A 15,578-nucleotide genomic window follows, 5' to 3' on the forward strand; every position below is an offset into this window, starting at 1 on the left:
TATTGATTATAAAAGAATATAGATATGTGAATGTAAATCGTTCATTCATAAGCGCAATGAGTGCCCGAAAACAGGTGAAAGAGAAAAATAGGGTAACTCATAAGCCTGATGAGAGCCTGGAAATTAGCAAAAGCAAAAATCCGGTAACTCATAACGCTGATGAATGACCAAAATCCTCAACCAAGCAATAACGGCTATTGCTCTAACAATTGTTTTACTTGCTTTTTGTTCTTTTTAGAAACCAATATAAACAATATGTCACCTTTTTGTATAGTGGTATCTCCTGTTGGTGTAACAAGTTCATCATTTCGAATAAGGGCACTTATTAAAGTGTCTTTTGGAAAATCAATATCTACTAACTGTTTCTCAACGAGTGCTGCTTGATCTTGTACTTCAAACTCAATCATTTCAGCGTTCGCTTTACCGATTGAGATTAGTTCTAAACTATGCATTGGCTCGGTGCGAGTACGACCTGATAAACCTAATTTTTCTGCCAAAATGGAAATAGTCGATCCTTGAATTAGCGCAGAGATAAGAACAACGAAAAATACAACATTAAAGAATAATCGTCCATGCTCGAGTTCTGCTACCATTGGGAATGTTGCTAGAACGATTGGTACGGCACCCTTTAAGCCGGCCCAAGATAAAAATGCTTTTTCTTTAACGGTATAACCTAACTTGAATGTACTAATAAATACAGCGATTGGTCGAGCAAGTAGAATGAGAATAAGTGAAATAACTAACCCTTTCCAAATAATATCAAGTGTAAATAAATCACTTGGGAAAACAAGTAGTCCTAATATCGTAAACATAAGAATTTGAGCGATCCATGCGATTCCTTCATTGAATCGGAAGATCGAATGTCTATACGAAATTTCTGCATTACCGATATAAACAGCTAATACATAGACAGCTAACAAACCACTTCCTTGTACAATGTCAGTTAAACTAAATGTTAAAAAGGCAAACGCTAAACCAAAGACAGGATACAGTCCACTTGAATCTAAATTAATTTTGTTGATCGAGTAAACTGCTACGAAACCTAAGAGCAGTCCAATAATAATACCAGCAACCATTTGCCAAACGAAAGAACCAATTAGCATAAAGTAGGAAGACTGTTCATTGGTAATGAGTTCAATAAAGGAAATAGTCAAAATCATGGCCATTGGGTCGTTGGAACCTGATTCTGCTTCAAGTGTTGAACCAATTCTTTGTTTAATATTTTGCCCTTTTAATACAGCGAAAACCGCAGCGGCATCAGTAGAACCGACGATAGCACCGAATAAAAAACCTTCTAACCATGTTACGTTTAAAATGAACTTAGCTGCAACAGCTACTACGACAGTAGTTATGACAACGCCAAGTGTAGCTAGTGAAATGGAAGGTCCGATAACAGGACGAATATTCTTCCATTTCGTTTGGAGCCCACCTTCAAACAAAATAATAACAAGTGCTACCATCCCGATTAATTGTGTCAGACTATAGTTATTAAAATAAATTAAATTAAATCCATCGCTACCAACAATCATTCCAAGTGCAATATATAAAATAAGCACTGGTACACCTATTCTGCTAGAAAATTTGGTTGTAATTACCCCAATAATAAATAATAAGCCTATTGTTAAAATAAAATAATCTGTTGCAATTGTTTCTCCTGTCATAGGCATTTTCCTTTCTTTATAAGTTTACATCTACTTTAATAGAAGTCTCTAGGTTTCGTTCGATTCCAATGTATTGAAGTGTTTCCGTTGTGGTGGAATGGCCGTAAATATCCTTTATGATCGAGATCGCAATTCCTTTTTTATACGCGTGATATCCAAATGTTTTACGTAACGTATGAATACCCGTTTTTTCATGGATTCCAATTTCTCGCGCAGCTTTATTGATAATACGATAAGCTTGCTGCCGTGTAATAGGGGAGGAGGCATTTTTTGTTTTGAATAAGTAATCATTAGCAGATAAATTTGTTTGTTCGAGATAGAGTTTGAGTGCTTGACATATTTTTGTGTTTAGATAAATAGGTTTGTTAAAGGTGTAATGTGTTGACTGGATAAATTCATGCGGTTGTTCACCATTCCATACTTGTTTGACTTGTAGGGTTAACAAGTCATTAATACGCATACCCGTATTAATTTCAAATACGAATAAAAGGTAATCACGGAGTGAACGTTTTTTTAAATGTACTTTTAATTTCCTAATGGTATCAATATCTTTAATCGGGAAAACAAATTCCATAAACATCGCTCCAAGTAGGTTACTTAATATCTATTATATCAAAGGTTTTGTAACATATAAACTAATTGATTCGGTTTGCATAAAAAAAGCAATCAGCCGTTTGTAGCTGATTGCTTTTTTGGATGTTATTCTTCTGGTGATACATCCCACCATTCGAAGCCATCTTTATTTAATAGAAGATCAGCTTCTTCTGGTCCGTTTGTTCCAGATTTATAGTTAGGGAAGTTTGCTTTTTTATTTGCCCAAACATTTGCGATAACATCAACAAATTTCCAAGATAATGCTACTTCATCCCAGTGTGTGAAGTTAGTTGAATCACCGTGCATACAATCATTCAATAATGTTTCATATGCTTCTGGTGTATTCATCTTGTCTTTAGCGTTGTTATCATAGCTTAAAGTAATTGGCGTAGATGATGCATTATAGTCACCTTTTTTAGCGTTAAGATGTAATGTAATACCTTCATCAGGCTGTACATGAATAACTAAAAGGTTTGGTTTTGTATCATGTTCTTTATCATAGTATAAATTCATTGGTAAGTCTTTGAACTCTACGACGATTTTTGTTGCTTTTTTCTCCATTCGTTTACCAGTACGGATATAGAATGGAACGCCAGCCCAACGGAAATTATCAATCATTAATTTCGCAGCGACAAACGTATCTGTATTGGACTCTGGATCAACCCCATGTCCCTCACGATATGTAGGCAATTGCTCACCATTAACAGTACCTTCACCATATTGTCCGCGTACGACATGCTCATCTACTTCTTTCTCATCAAATACGCGTAATGCGCGAAGCACTTTCACTTTTTCACTGCGGATTTCTGCAGGTGTTAATTTAATTGGCATGTCCATTGCGATAAGTGCAAGCATTTGAAGCATATGGTTTTGGACCATATCTTTTAATGCACCTGCACTATCATAATAGCGTCCACGTTCTTCTACACCAAGTGTTTCACTTGAAGTGATTTGGATATTAGAAATATGCTGATTGTTCCATAACGGTTCAAACAATGCATTGGCAAAACGGATAACTTCGATATTTTGTACCATCTCTTTTCCAAGATAATGGTCAATACGATAAATTTGGTCTTCTGTGAATGCTGCACGAATTTGCTCATTGAGTTCTTGCGCTGACTCAAAATCATGACCGAAAGGTTTTTCGATTACTAAGCGAGTCCAGCCTTCTGTTTGAGTAAGGCCTTCAGATTTCAGATTTGCTGCAAGTGTTCCAAAGAAGTTAGGCGCCATAGAGAAATAGAATAGGCGATTTCCTTCTGTTTGATAGTTGGTATCTAGTTCCTTAATCAATCCATCTAGCGCTTGATAATGTTCAAGATCTTGAATATCGAACGGATTGTAATGGAAGTGACTTGCAAATTCATCTTTATCAATATGTGGATCGTCGAAATTGTCGATAGATTCTTTGACTTTGTCACGGAATATATCATTTGTCCATGGACGTCTTGCTACACCTACTACGGCAAAGTTATCAGATAGCTTTCCGTTTCGGTATAGTCGATAAATAGAAGGATATAGTTTTCTATTTGCTAAATCCCCTGTTGCACCAAAAATAACGATTACTGCTTTCGGATTATTCGTTGTCATTGACTATAACTACCTTTCTGATTATATATTTACGAGTTAACGCATATGTTGTTACAATATGCTTCTAACCATCAAATTTAATAATATAACAGCATACTTTTATATTTTACCACGTTAAATACTTCTGTTAAATTAATTAACATGGTAACATACAAATAATTATTAACTTTTTTGTTATAAATATATACTATCATGTATTAATTAAATGACATAATAAAATACACTGAATATTCTATTAATTTAGGAGGATATGGATGAAAGCATATAAAGGATTTTTAATAGACCTTGATGGGACGGTATACAAAGGAACGGAAAAAATAGTAGAGGCAATTGAGTTTGTTAAAGAATTAGAGAAGAGAGGACTGCCATATCTTTTCTTAACAAATAATTCTACGAAGCACCCTAGCGATGTTTCCAAGAAATTAGTGGATATGGGTGTGCCTAGTACAACAGAACATGTTTTTACAACGAGTATGGCAACAGCAACATATATTAAAGAGCAAAAAGCAGGTGCCAAAGTTTATCCTGTTGGTGAAGAAGGATTACATATGGCATTAGAAGAATGTGGTCTGGAAATTGTGGAAGAAGACGCCGATTTTGTTGTGATGGGATTAGACCGCACGATCAACTATGAAAAGTTAGCAAAAGGTGCACTGAATATTCGATCTGGTGCGAATTTTGTTGCGACAAATGGTGACATAGCTTTACCAACAGAACGTGGTTTCTTACCGGGTGCCGGTTCATTAATTTCTGTCTTGTCTGTCACAACAGGTGTTCAACCGAAATTTATCGGCAAGCCCGAGTCTATCATTGTCGATCAAGCAATAGAAGTTCTAGGTACATCAAAAGAAGAAACATTAATGGTTGGCGATAATTATGCGACAGACATTCTTGCAGGTATTAATGCAGGAATTGACTCCTTACTAGTTCACACGGGAGTAACAACAAAAGAAGATTTACAGTCCATTGAAACAAAACCAACGTATACGATTGATAGTTTAGCGGAGTGGACGTTTGGTGAATAAGTGTAAAGAGCTGTCATATGAGCGGCTCTTTTTTTGTGTTGCAATTTTTGTATTTTGGTATTGTGAAAGTTACACATTTTACTACAAAAATGTATTAATTTTGCAATAAAGTATGGTTGATAGATGGGATAAGAGATGATACATTGAAAGTATGACATGCGTAAAAGAGGTGGGAGTATAAGGTGAAAACATATACTAGTCGTCTGCTATAGCTCTGGAAATTGCTGTGTTTCTTTTTCAGTTTTTTTACATCTAATTGTAATAAGAAAATTGAATATGTGAGGAGTGTTTACCTTTGAAATTTATTAAATGTATTATCTTTTTTGCTTTAGTAATCGTACTTTCTATTATTTCGGTAAATGCAGATGTACATGCTGAGACTGTTAATGCGACAGAATTTGGTGTTACAGCAGATGAGCATGTATCTCAAACTAATCGCCTTCATAACGCCATGCGTTATTTTTATGACCGAGGTGTAGAAGGAACTGTTTATTTACCAGCGGGTACTTATTATGTAGCAGAAGAATTACGTTTCCATGCAGGAGTGCACTTAGTTGGTGACGGTATTGGACAAACAGTTATTAAAAAAATGGGTAGTGGCTCTAGTTATGTAGTTGGTAATCCAATTTTACACGGTAATTCAGATGATTTAAATGTAAGCGTTTCAAATATAACATTTGATGCAGATAGAACCAATCGATCTTCTGAAGGGTTAAGTCAAGTTGGTGGTTTTAATATTAATGCGAAAATTAGTAATTTAACATTAGATTCTATTGAAATAAAAGATGCAACGAATGGGGCAATTTTAAGAAGAATGCGGGATTCTGTCATTACAAATAGTGTGTTTGATCAGACAAGTGGACATTCTATTGCGACTGGTGCAGAGAATTACCCTGTCGGTGAATTTACGAATGTAGAAATAACAGATAATCTCATTACTAACTCAGTTGGTGGAAGTGGGATTAATTTATCACGTGCAACGTACACAACGGTGCGAAATAACCAAGTGATAAATACCGAGCAACAGAATGACAGTTATGGCGGAATTCGAATACCAAACGGTGGAGCAAATAATATTGTAGAAGATAATGTTATTCAGAGCTATCCAAGAGGAATTTTTGTTTTAACAGGTGCTACTAATAATACGATTACTGGTAATACGATTATTGATTCAAGAATTCATGGTATTTTAGTTCAGGCAGACGGCAACACCTTTACTAACAATACGATTGTGCAGAATTCACTAAATCCAGAATCTATCATCCGCCTTGCTCCAGGAAGTAATAATACAGTAGCAGATAATATTATCTCTACTTATGACGGATATAATAATCCTGGTATTCGATTAACGGGTAATTCGAGTCATAATAACATTATTAATAATAGTATTGATACGAATGGAACTTTAGTAAGTAATGAAGCAGGTAGTAGCAATACGATCTCTGGAAATACAAGGTTTCATTCACCATCATTGCAAGCTAATACGGCATATCAACTTGTAAACAGACATAGTGGAAAGCTTTTAGAAGTTGCTGAGGGCGATACAAGTGATGGAGCAAATGTGCAACAATGGACTAGTAATGGTTGTTCCTGCCAAAATTGGTCTATTACCCGGAATGGGGTAGGCTACTACAATATCGTTAATCAAAATAGCAGTAAATCATTAGATGTTTATGAATTTTCTGCCGCAAATGGTGCAAATATTGTACAATGGTCGAATTTAAACGGAACAAATCAACAATGGTCAGCAGTTCCAAATAAGGATGGATATGTAAGGTTTATTAATCGTCATAGTGGAAAAGCATTAGAAGTAGAAGGACGATCTAATGACAATGGCGGTAATGTAGTGCAATGGCAAGATAATAAAGGCGCTAATCAACAGTGGAGTATCGTATCTGCAAATTGATAGAGTGGAAAAAGCTAGTCATTAGAAAATAACTAATGACTAGCTTTTTTAATAAGATAGAAACATGTTTAGTTTGATTTAATAACGTGTCATAATGGAATAAAAAGGGTATCCTGTACATAAGTACTTCTTAAAAGGAGGAGCATATGTCGAAGCAAACAAAAGCTTGTATCTGGTTTATATTGGTTTTGTTTCTATTTTTAGCTGGGTGTCAAGAGGATTTAACAGAAACGTTGTCAAAATCGGAGTATGGTGACATAGTGGAACAAGAGGAGTACAAAATGACCCTCGAAAAAGACAAATATCCGGAGAATGTAGATTTGATCACGATGGAGATTTTTAATAACAGTGATACAGATATTACTTTTGGATTGGAACACTCTGTAGAGATATATGTAGATGGTAACTGGTATCAGATTCCGTTTAAAAAAGATGCGCAATTTCAGGCGATTGGTGTTATTGTGAAGCCAGGTGAATCTTATAGTCAAAATGTTGCTGTGGATCAACTAGATTTTTCATTTATACCAGGAAGATATCGAGTAATAAAACCAATTCTTCCAGAAGTAGTGGTATCGGCAGAATTTGAAATTGAATAACTAGTATCTGTTCGTGAGATAATTCTATCTCGCGAACAGAGTAGCTATTATTTCTCCATCTTCTCTATTTCAAAAACATCCTCCAGCTTTTCACTGAAAAATTGATGTGCATCTCGAACGCCTTGGTTATAGAAGGCTGGAGCAAGTTCTTTTTTGATAAAATCAAGCATAAATTCTGCTTCAATATTACCAAGCTCTTCTTGGCGTTCTTGTACAAAGAAATCTTGTAAGGCGGCAATCATATCTTCTTGTTTTGCTTTTGATAAAGATTCCATAAAGGAAAAACTCCTTTCATTTTTCCTTTAGTATAGCACATATTATTTGATTGCCTTTTGTAGCTTCTGGATCATTTGTAATGAACGGCCTGTACCAATTGCGACAGACTCTAATGGATTTTCTGCTAAATGAACAGGTACATCGTTGATTTCATTTGATAGCCATTCGCGCATACCTTTTAATAGTGCACCGCCACCAGTAATGGTAATCCCTTGATCGACTATATCGCCACTTAATTCAGGTGGACAGCTCTCTAATGTTTCCGTCACTGCTTGTAAAATGGATTCAAGTACTTCGTGGAAAGCGCGATGAACTTCTGTTGATTGTAATGTAATTACTTTAGGTAAACCTGTAACAAGATCTCGACCTCTAACTTCCATTGTTTCCTCGGGATGTTCTGGAGTTGCATAACCAATTTCCATTTTTACTTTTTCTGCTGTACTTTCACCAATTAACACATTATGTTTTCTTTTTACATATTGAATGATTTCCTCATCCATATGGTCACCACCAACGCGCACAGATCGACTTGAAACAACACCACCGAAGGAAATAATGCCGACTTCGCTCGTTCCACCACCGATATCGACTATCATACTTGCTTGTGGTTCTGCAACAGGTAAGTCTGCCCCAATTGCAGCAGCGACAGGTTCTTCAATTAAGTGGACATCTTTAGCACCGAAGCTTTTTACGGCGTTATCGATCGCTCGTCGTTCAACTGCTGTACTGCCTGCGGGTGTACATACGACAACACTTGGTTTACGAGTAGATACACCGGTTTTTTTGCTCACTTTCTTTAAGAAGGCTTTAAGCATTTGTGCAGTCATATCAAAATCTGCAATCACTCCGTCTTTTAATGGGCGAATGGGTACAATATTTCTAGGTGTTTTTCCGATCATACTTTTTGCTTCGTTACCTACTGCAACTACTTGGTTTGTTCTAGTGTCTACAGCGACAACAGACGGTTCATTTAAGATAATTCCCTTATTTTTTGTATATATAAGAATATTAGCTGTACCTAAGTCTATTCCAATTTCTGTTGTTGAAAACATGATGTTACCTCCAATAAAATATAATCCTTATTATCGAGGAGTAAATAGTGTTAACTCCCTCTGGCTAAAATCTTACTATATATAATTGTTCTTTATTGGTTCTGTAATTATGACCGTTTATGTGGTGGAAATTTTTTACATGAAAAGATACTCATATTATTTGGTTCGTTTTTCAACAACCTCTATAATAAAAATAAGGATGAGGAGGATGATGATGATAGCTTATCAAATAGTATCTTTGAATGTGGGGAAACCACAAGTTTACAGCATAGAGGGGAAGGAATTGGAGACAGGGTTTATAAAGAAGCCAGTCGATCATGCGAATTATTTAACTTTTACAGGTTTTGAACATGATGGACAGGCAGATCGAAAAAACCATGGTGGACCTGAAAAAGCATTACTTATGTACGCTAAGGAACATTATTCATTTTGGCAGAAAAAGTATGACCAGACATTTGATTATCCAGCCTTTGGCGAAAATATTACCATTGCAGGTTTAACAGAGGAAGCTCTCTATATTGGCGATGTTTTTACACTGGGAGAAGCGGAAATCCAAGTTTCCCAACCAAGGCGTCCTTGTTATAAAATTGCTAGAGTGCATGGTATTCCTGACATGCCGGCAATTGTGACCGAAACTGGTTTTAGTGGTTATTATTTTCGCGTATTAAAAGAAGGATGGGTGAAACCATCGGATACATTAGTAAAGACAAAGGAAGCACCTGATAAGGTAACGCCAAAGGATATTTTCTACTGTTTATACCATGATCGAATAAATAAAGATAAGATGGAAGAGTACAGCCAAATCAATGCATTAGCGCCAAATGTGAAAGAAAGCTTGATCAAACGAATCAAAAAGATAGGGTGAAAGACGATGGACGTTTTTTCTCAACTTGCTGAAGAACGGATTAAACAGGCAATTAAAGATGGAGATTTCGATCATCTTCAAGGAAAAGGAAAGCCACAAAAGAAAGATCCGCTGCAGCATATACCAGATGACTTGCGCATGAGTTATCGCATAATGAGAAACAGTGGGTATCTACCAGAGGAAGTACAACTAAATAAAGAGCTAGCATCATTACGTGATTTGTTAAAATGTTGCACAGATGAAGGAGAAAAGCAACATATAACCAAACAAATTTCCATGAAAGAGCTGCAATTTCAACTAATATTAGAAAAGCGAAAAACGAAGCAAACAGGTACCTATCAAAAGTATCAGAGTAAAATGAATCGATTGTTTTGAAAAGGATGGAACTATTACTTTTTTCCTAACTCTATTTGACGTATACTGAAAGAAAATAAGAAAAAAAGGTGACAAGAATGCAGCAAACATCCAATTTTTATCCAAGTAATGATGATTTACTCACCATCCTAGCGCATAACAAAAATCTACTGTTTGTGGTTAAAAAAAATCAAGATCAATTTCATTGTACTTTTCTCTCAGGGAAGTTACAAGACAAGTTACAGTTACCCCAAAATATCGGAGCAGACTTTATAGTATCGAACGAAAGTCAATTACGAGAAGCTTTCACTGGAAAAGAGGTGGGTTTTGAGCATCATTATAAAAAATATGATTTATGTACAACGTTATTACCAGTTGTGAAGGAAAATGAAGTGGTAGAGGTAATTGGAACAACAACTGATATTACATCATTTAAACAAACAGAAAATGAAATGAACTATATGGCAACACATGATATGCTAACAAACCTCCCGAACCGCCAAAAATTTTTCGATGATTTAACAGAAATACTTGAAGGAAATAGTGAGAAAGCTTTACCGAGAGCTATCGTAATATTTGGATTAGACCGTTTGAAGAATGTAAATGATACACTTGGTCAATTTTCTGGAGATAGAGTCATTGCGATCATTGCTGAGCGACTACAAGCAAATGTACCTAATGGTTGTCCAGTATACCGTTTAGGTGGGGACGAATTTGTGATGTTAATGAATCATGAACCAGTAGATGTAAACAACTTTGCTAGAAAAATGCTTCAGTTAATTAGACAGCCAATGAAAATAGTTGGTAAAGATTTTTACATGACTGGAACGATTGGTATCAATTATTTTAGTGAAAAGGCGAAAAATGTTGAAGAATATGTAAATCGAGCAAGTGTTGCTATCCATTACGGGAAGACACAGGGTGGGAACTGTATTATTGAATATACACGCCAAATGAGTGAGCAGTATAACGAATTAATCTTATTAGAATCAGATATTCGTAAAGCGTTTAAATTAAAAGAGTTCACATTGTCCTACCAGCCGAAAGTAGATGTTAACACAGATGAAATAATTGGAGTAGAGGCACTGATTAGATGGGAACATGGTAAAAAGGGTAAGATCTCACCATCTATTTTCATTCCAATCGCTGAACAAATTGGAATGATTGCCCAAATTGGCGAATGGGTATTAAAAGAAGCTTGTATGCAATTTGTTAAATGGCAAAAGAGTGGGGCGAGTCCGGTAATAGTTGCGGTCAATATATCGGCAGTAGAGCTGCAACAGCCAAACTTCTTAATAAGGGTAAAGCAAATTATACAAGAAACAGGAATGGATCCTAACTATTTAGAAATAGAAATTACTGAAAATAGTGTGATGCAAAATACCGAAGAGTGTATTGAAAGAATGAACGAGTTGAGAAGGATGGGTATCTCACTTTCTATTGATGATTTTGGGACTGGCTATTCATCGATGGGATATTTACAAAAATTCCCGATTAACTATTTAAAGATTGATCAATCGTTCTTACGCGAACTGCGTGATCAATCAGGTAGTGCAGAAATCATTAAAGCAATGATACAATTAGGACATACATTTGGTTTGAAAGTAGTTGCAGAAGGTGTTGAGGAAGAAGATATTCTATCCTTTATAAGAAACGAACAATGTGATTACTATCAGGGATACTTTTATAGCAAGCCATTAACTCCTGATTTGATTGAAGAGAAATTGTTAATGTAACACAGAAAAGATGATTAAGATAATAAAAGAGGTGGTATTATATGATTAATGTATTATTTATTTGTTTAGGGAATATTTGCCGTTCGCCAATGGCTGAAGCAGTATTTCGTCATCTGGTAAAAGAAAAAGGCTTAGAGAATCAATTTGTGATAGACTCAGCAGGGATGGGAGACTGGCACATTGGTAACCCGCCACATCAAGGCACGAGGGCTAAGCTAGATGAAATGAATATTTCTTATGAAGGACAACAAGCAAGAAAAATGAAAGAAGAAGACCTTGATACATTCCAATATATTGTCGCAATGGATCAGCAAAACATGGATGACCTTGGACAATTTTCTTATCAGTCTAAGGATGTTACTGTTAAGAAATTGATGGATTTCGTTGAACAACCGAAAGAACAAAACGTTCCTGATCCATACTTCACGAAAAATTTTGAGTACACATATGAGTTAGTAACAGAAGGTTGCGAGCAGTTATTAGCTCACATTATCCAAGAGAATCAGCTAAACGTTAAATAGACTAAGGAAGGATGAAGTGATTATGGGTAGACAAAAACTTGTAAAAGGAATCATTGCTGGAGCAATCGTAGGGGGACTTATTACATTAACGGATCGCCAAACTAGGGTCTATGTGAAGACTAGGCTAAAAAGTTGTAGTAGTAAAGCAAGTTATTATGTGAAAAATCCAGCGGATGCTGTCCATCAATTAAATGATAATTACACTAAATACTCAGAGCTAGTATCATCAGGCTTAACATCTGTGTTAGATACACTTCATCAACTACCAGATTTATCGGAAAAACGGGATGAAGATGGCAAGTATACTAAATAATCGATTCGTAACGTTTATTAAACAAATAGTAAATAGGATGTCAAATGATGATGTAGCTGGGTTATCAGCTCAATTATCTTACTTTTTCTTACTATCATTATTTCCTTTTTTAATGTTCCTTGTTACATTGATAGGTTATTTACCATTCGAGAGTATTGATATAATGAATTTTATCTCTACATATGCACCACCAGAAATTATGACTTTATTACATGATAACCTATCGCAAATTATGGGGAGCAGAAGTGGTGGATTATTGTCAGTTGGGATTATTGGTACATTATGGTCAGCGTCTAATGGAATTAATGCGTTAGTTCGCTCTTTTAATAAGGCGTATAATATAGAGGAAAAGCGTTCCTTTATTATGATGAGAGGAATCTCCATCATTTTGACGCTTGCGATGTTATTAATCATTATTATCGCATTTTTACTACCGATTTTTGGGCGAATGATAGGTATTTATTTATTCTCCTTATTCGGTTTATCAGAAGATTTCCTGCATATTTGGAATGCGCTTAGATGGATTATTTCCTCTGTTATTTTCTTTGTTGTTTTACTGTTATTATACCGATTAGCTCCAAGTAAACGAGTTTATTTTAGACATATTTACATCGGGGCAATATTTGCAACAATTTGTTGGCAACTAACATCACTGGCATTTTCGTATTATGTAACGTCTTTAGGAAATTACTCGGCAACGTATGGAAGCTTAGGTGGAGTCATTATTCTGATGATTTGGTTTTATCTTTCAGGTATTATTATTATTACTGGCGGGGAAATTAATGCTCAGATAGAAGAAAATATGGTGAAAGTGGAGAGGCTGTTTCTATAAAGTAGAACAGTCTCTTTTTGTATAAGTTATTACTATAACAGTTTAAATAAATGTTTGAAACAGATTGCAAAAGTATTGAAATAGTAAGAATAAACTGTTATCTTTTAATGTGTGATTATAATATAACAAAGGGGAGTTATTAAGTGAAGAAATGGTTAGTAATGCTTAGCTTTATAGCTATAGTTTGTTTACTTGCAGCATGTGGTCAAGATGATGAGCAGCAAAATGCATCAGAGGAACTGAATGCAGAAAAATGGGAAGAGATTCAGGATAAAGGTGTGATTGTTGCAGGTACTTCTGGTACATTAGTTGGAGCGTCAACATATGACGATGACAATAATCTCACTGGCTATGATGTAGAGATTATGAGAGAAGTTGCGGATCGACTTGGTTTGAATGTAGAATTTGAAATTATGGGTATCGATAGTATGCAGTCTGCAATTAAAAGCGATAGAATCGATGTAGCTGTTAATGATATTGAAGCGACTGATTTAAGAAAAGAAGATTTTGCATTTTCGGACCCTTATAAATATTCTTATTCAACAATGGTAGTACGAAAAGAGGATAACTCAGGGATTGAAAGTTTAGAGGATCTAGAAGATAAGCGTGCTGGTGGTGGTGCAACTACTATTTATAGCCAAATAGCAGAGCATTATGGCGCTGAAGTAGTTACGTATGGAAATGCACCAAATGAAGCCTATTTAAGTGATGTGAATAATGGAAACACGGATGTAGTAGTAAATGATTATTATTTATCAAAATTTGGTGTAGCTTCATTCCCTGAATTTGATATTCATTTACACCCAACATTAAAATTTCACCCAACTGAGCAGGCGATTATGATGGATCATGACGCAGAGACGTTACAACAAAAAATTAATGAAGTGCTAGCAGAAATGCGTGAAGATGGTACTTTATCTGAATTAGCAATCGAATTTTACGAAGAAGATGCATCACAGAAAACAGAAGAAGAGGTTGAGGAGATCGAGGGTCTTGATCTATAAGGTGTGATATCACATGGATAATTTTTTTGATGTTAAATTAGCAATAGAGAATTTACCACTAATTTTAAGTGGGTTACCAATGACACTAATTGTCTCGTTTGCCAGTATGGCACTCGGACTTGTGCTAGGTCTGTTCGTTTCTTTAGCGAGAAGCTCAGACCTAGCTGTATTACGATATCCTGCTAGAGTGTATATCTCGTTTATGCGAGGTACGCCAATTTTAGTTTTCTTGTTTATTTTATATTACGGCCTGCCAATGGTCGATATAAAGATGCCGGCAATTATAGCAGCTATTATCGGATTTGGTTTGAATAGTGCAGCTTATATAGCGGAAGTCATTCGCTCATCACTTAACAGTGTTCCAAAAGGACAATGGGAGTCAGCGAAGGCATTAGGACTTAACTATTGGCAATCGTTAATGAAAATTATTTTGCCACAAGGAACAAGAATTGCTTTACCTCCACTTACAAATATCTTTTTAGATTTAGTTAAAGCAACGTCATTAGCTGCAGTTATTACTGTGCCAGAGCTATTCCAAAAGGCACAAATTGCGGGTGGTAGAACGTTTGATTCCTTAACAATGTATATAGTAGTTGCGCTTATTTATTGGCCAATTTGTATTATCATTTCTGTTTTCCAAGAGAGACTTGAAAATAGATTTAGCAGATATATGAAGAAATAAACCGTAGAGAATATTCTCTACGGTTTATTTCTGTTTAGACACAAAGGTTGGAAGCGATTTCTGTGTTGGGTTATAATTAAATGAACGTAATGTATAGTCTGTTTCAGTATAACAGAAAATAATCGACGAGGAGGTTGACTGATGGAATTTTATTTATCAGAAGGTGGAATCAGAGCTGTTTTACCATATGGTGAATTAGATATTTCCGGCAATGAGGAGTTTGGCTATCGTCCATTTCAATTAATGATGGCTTCTGTTGCGGGATGTAGTGGTTCTGTATTTCGTAAAGTATTAGATAAAAAAAGAATAGAAATCGACGATATGAAAATTTCAGCTGAAGTCGAAAGAGATGCTGAACAAGCAAATAAAATCACAGCAATTCATCTTCATGTTGTTGTAAAAGGTGTGAACCTTGATCCAGATCAACTGGAAAAAAGTTTAGAAATTGCTCGAAAAAACTGTTCGATGGTTCGGACGATAGAAGACAGTGTGAAAATCACGGAGAGACTTGAAATAATTAGTTTGAGTAGTTGACGATCCATGCATAAAAAGCGCTCCTTTTAGTTAAAAT

At 35.5% G+C, this 15,578-nt stretch carries 18 protein-coding genes; 13 read left to right on the plus strand and 5 right to left on the minus strand.

What is annotated here, in order from left to right; translation table 11 throughout:
* Positions 1-2: 2 nt before the first annotated feature.
* Positions 3-167: a hypothetical protein gene (locus SH601_RS12890; RefSeq protein WP_319958735.1), complete on the plus strand. Its 165-nt coding sequence runs from the start codon at positions 3-5 to the stop codon at positions 165-167.
* Positions 168-194: 27 nt separating this feature from the next.
* Here the strand turns inward: SH601_RS12890 and SH601_RS12895 are convergent, their stop codons facing one another.
* From SH601_RS12895 to zwf, 3 genes are all read right to left on the minus strand, one after another.
* Positions 195-1,661, minus strand: coding sequence for a potassium/proton antiporter (locus SH601_RS12895; RefSeq protein ID WP_319958736.1), 1,467 nt, complete (start codon positions 1,659-1,661; stop codon positions 195-197).
* 16 nt (positions 1,662-1,677) lie between these two features.
* Entirely contained in the window at positions 1,678-2,235 is a 558-nt protein-coding gene (locus SH601_RS12900; RefSeq protein WP_319958737.1) for a tyrosine-type recombinase/integrase, read from the minus strand.
* Positions 2,236-2,360: 125 nt separating this feature from the next.
* Positions 2,361-3,845, minus strand: a complete 1,485-nt coding sequence (zwf, locus tag SH601_RS12905; protein ID WP_319958738.1) for a glucose-6-phosphate dehydrogenase — start codon at positions 3,843-3,845, stop codon at positions 2,361-2,363.
* Positions 3,846-4,099: 254 nt separating this feature from the next.
* Between zwf and SH601_RS12910 the strand changes: the two genes are divergently transcribed.
* From SH601_RS12910 to SH601_RS12920, 3 genes are all read left to right on the plus strand, one after another.
* On the plus strand, positions 4,100-4,870 hold the full coding sequence (locus SH601_RS12910; protein ID WP_319958739.1) for a TIGR01457 family HAD-type hydrolase: 771 nt from the start codon (positions 4,100-4,102) through the stop codon (positions 4,868-4,870).
* Between the two features lie 295 nt (positions 4,871-5,165).
* Positions 5,166-6,776 carry an RICIN domain-containing protein gene (locus SH601_RS12915; protein WP_319958740.1) on the plus strand — a complete coding sequence of 537 codons (1,611 nt, stop codon included), beginning with the start codon at positions 5,166-5,168 and terminating at the stop codon, positions 6,774-6,776.
* A gap of 146 nt (positions 6,777-6,922) precedes the next feature.
* Positions 6,923-7,372 (plus strand): immunoglobulin-like domain-containing protein, encoded by a 450-nt coding sequence (locus tag SH601_RS12920; protein ID WP_319958741.1) that lies wholly within the window; start codon positions 6,923-6,925, stop codon positions 7,370-7,372.
* A gap of 47 nt (positions 7,373-7,419) precedes the next feature.
* On the opposite strand, the gene SH601_RS12925 is transcribed toward SH601_RS12920, so the two are convergent.
* Both SH601_RS12925 and mreBH read right to left on the minus strand, forming a co-directional pair.
* Positions 7,420-7,647 carry a DUF2164 domain-containing protein gene (locus SH601_RS12925; RefSeq protein WP_319958742.1) on the minus strand — a complete coding sequence of 76 codons (228 nt, stop codon included), beginning with the start codon at positions 7,645-7,647 and terminating at the stop codon, positions 7,420-7,422.
* Between the two features lie 42 nt (positions 7,648-7,689).
* On the minus strand, positions 7,690-8,700 hold the full coding sequence (gene mreBH, locus SH601_RS12930; protein WP_319958743.1) for a rod-share determining protein MreBH: 1,011 nt from the start codon (positions 8,698-8,700) through the stop codon (positions 7,690-7,692).
* 214 nt (positions 8,701-8,914) lie between these two features.
* On the opposite strand from mreBH, the gene SH601_RS12935 reads away from it, so the two are divergent.
* The 9 genes from SH601_RS12935 to SH601_RS12975 all read left to right on the plus strand — a co-directional run bounded on the left by SH601_RS12935 (position 8,915) and on the right by SH601_RS12975 (position 15,541).
* Positions 8,915-9,565, plus strand: a complete 651-nt coding sequence (locus SH601_RS12935) for an MOSC domain-containing protein (protein WP_319958744.1) — start codon at positions 8,915-8,917, stop codon at positions 9,563-9,565.
* Between the two features lie 6 nt (positions 9,566-9,571).
* Positions 9,572-9,940 (plus strand): DnaJ family domain-containing protein, encoded by a 369-nt coding sequence (locus tag SH601_RS12940; protein ID WP_319958745.1) that lies wholly within the window; start codon positions 9,572-9,574, stop codon positions 9,938-9,940.
* Positions 9,941-10,017: 77 nt separating this feature from the next.
* Positions 10,018-11,655 (plus strand): putative bifunctional diguanylate cyclase/phosphodiesterase, encoded by a 1,638-nt coding sequence (locus tag SH601_RS12945; RefSeq protein ID WP_319958746.1) that lies wholly within the window; start codon positions 10,018-10,020, stop codon positions 11,653-11,655.
* Between the two features lie 41 nt (positions 11,656-11,696).
* Positions 11,697-12,176, plus strand: a complete 480-nt coding sequence (locus SH601_RS12950; protein ID WP_319958747.1) for a low molecular weight protein-tyrosine-phosphatase — start codon at positions 11,697-11,699, stop codon at positions 12,174-12,176.
* Positions 12,177-12,198: 22 nt separating this feature from the next.
* Positions 12,199-12,489, plus strand: a complete 291-nt coding sequence (locus SH601_RS12955; protein ID WP_319958748.1) for a YtxH domain-containing protein — start codon at positions 12,199-12,201, stop codon at positions 12,487-12,489.
* Positions 12,470-13,321 carry a YihY/virulence factor BrkB family protein gene (locus SH601_RS12960; RefSeq protein ID WP_319958749.1) on the plus strand — a complete coding sequence of 284 codons (852 nt, stop codon included), beginning with the start codon at positions 12,470-12,472 and terminating at the stop codon, positions 13,319-13,321. The genes SH601_RS12955 and SH601_RS12960 overlap by 20 nt, the downstream gene beginning before the upstream one ends.
* 143 nt (positions 13,322-13,464) lie before the next feature.
* Positions 13,465-14,325 carry a transporter substrate-binding domain-containing protein gene (locus SH601_RS12965; RefSeq protein WP_319958750.1) on the plus strand — a complete coding sequence of 287 codons (861 nt, stop codon included), beginning with the start codon at positions 13,465-13,467 and terminating at the stop codon, positions 14,323-14,325.
* Between the two features lie 13 nt (positions 14,326-14,338).
* Positions 14,339-15,007: an amino acid ABC transporter permease gene (locus SH601_RS12970; protein WP_319958751.1), complete on the plus strand. Its 669-nt coding sequence runs from the start codon at positions 14,339-14,341 to the stop codon at positions 15,005-15,007.
* Between the two features lie 141 nt (positions 15,008-15,148).
* Positions 15,149-15,541, plus strand: a complete 393-nt coding sequence (locus SH601_RS12975; RefSeq protein ID WP_319958752.1) for an OsmC family protein — start codon at positions 15,149-15,151, stop codon at positions 15,539-15,541.
* Positions 15,542-15,578 lie beyond the last annotated feature (37 nt).

This window comes from Gracilibacillus pellucidus, from assembly GCF_033949965.1.
Taxonomy (GTDB): domain Bacteria; phylum Bacillota; class Bacilli; order Bacillales; family Amphibacillaceae; genus Gracilibacillus; species Gracilibacillus pellucidus.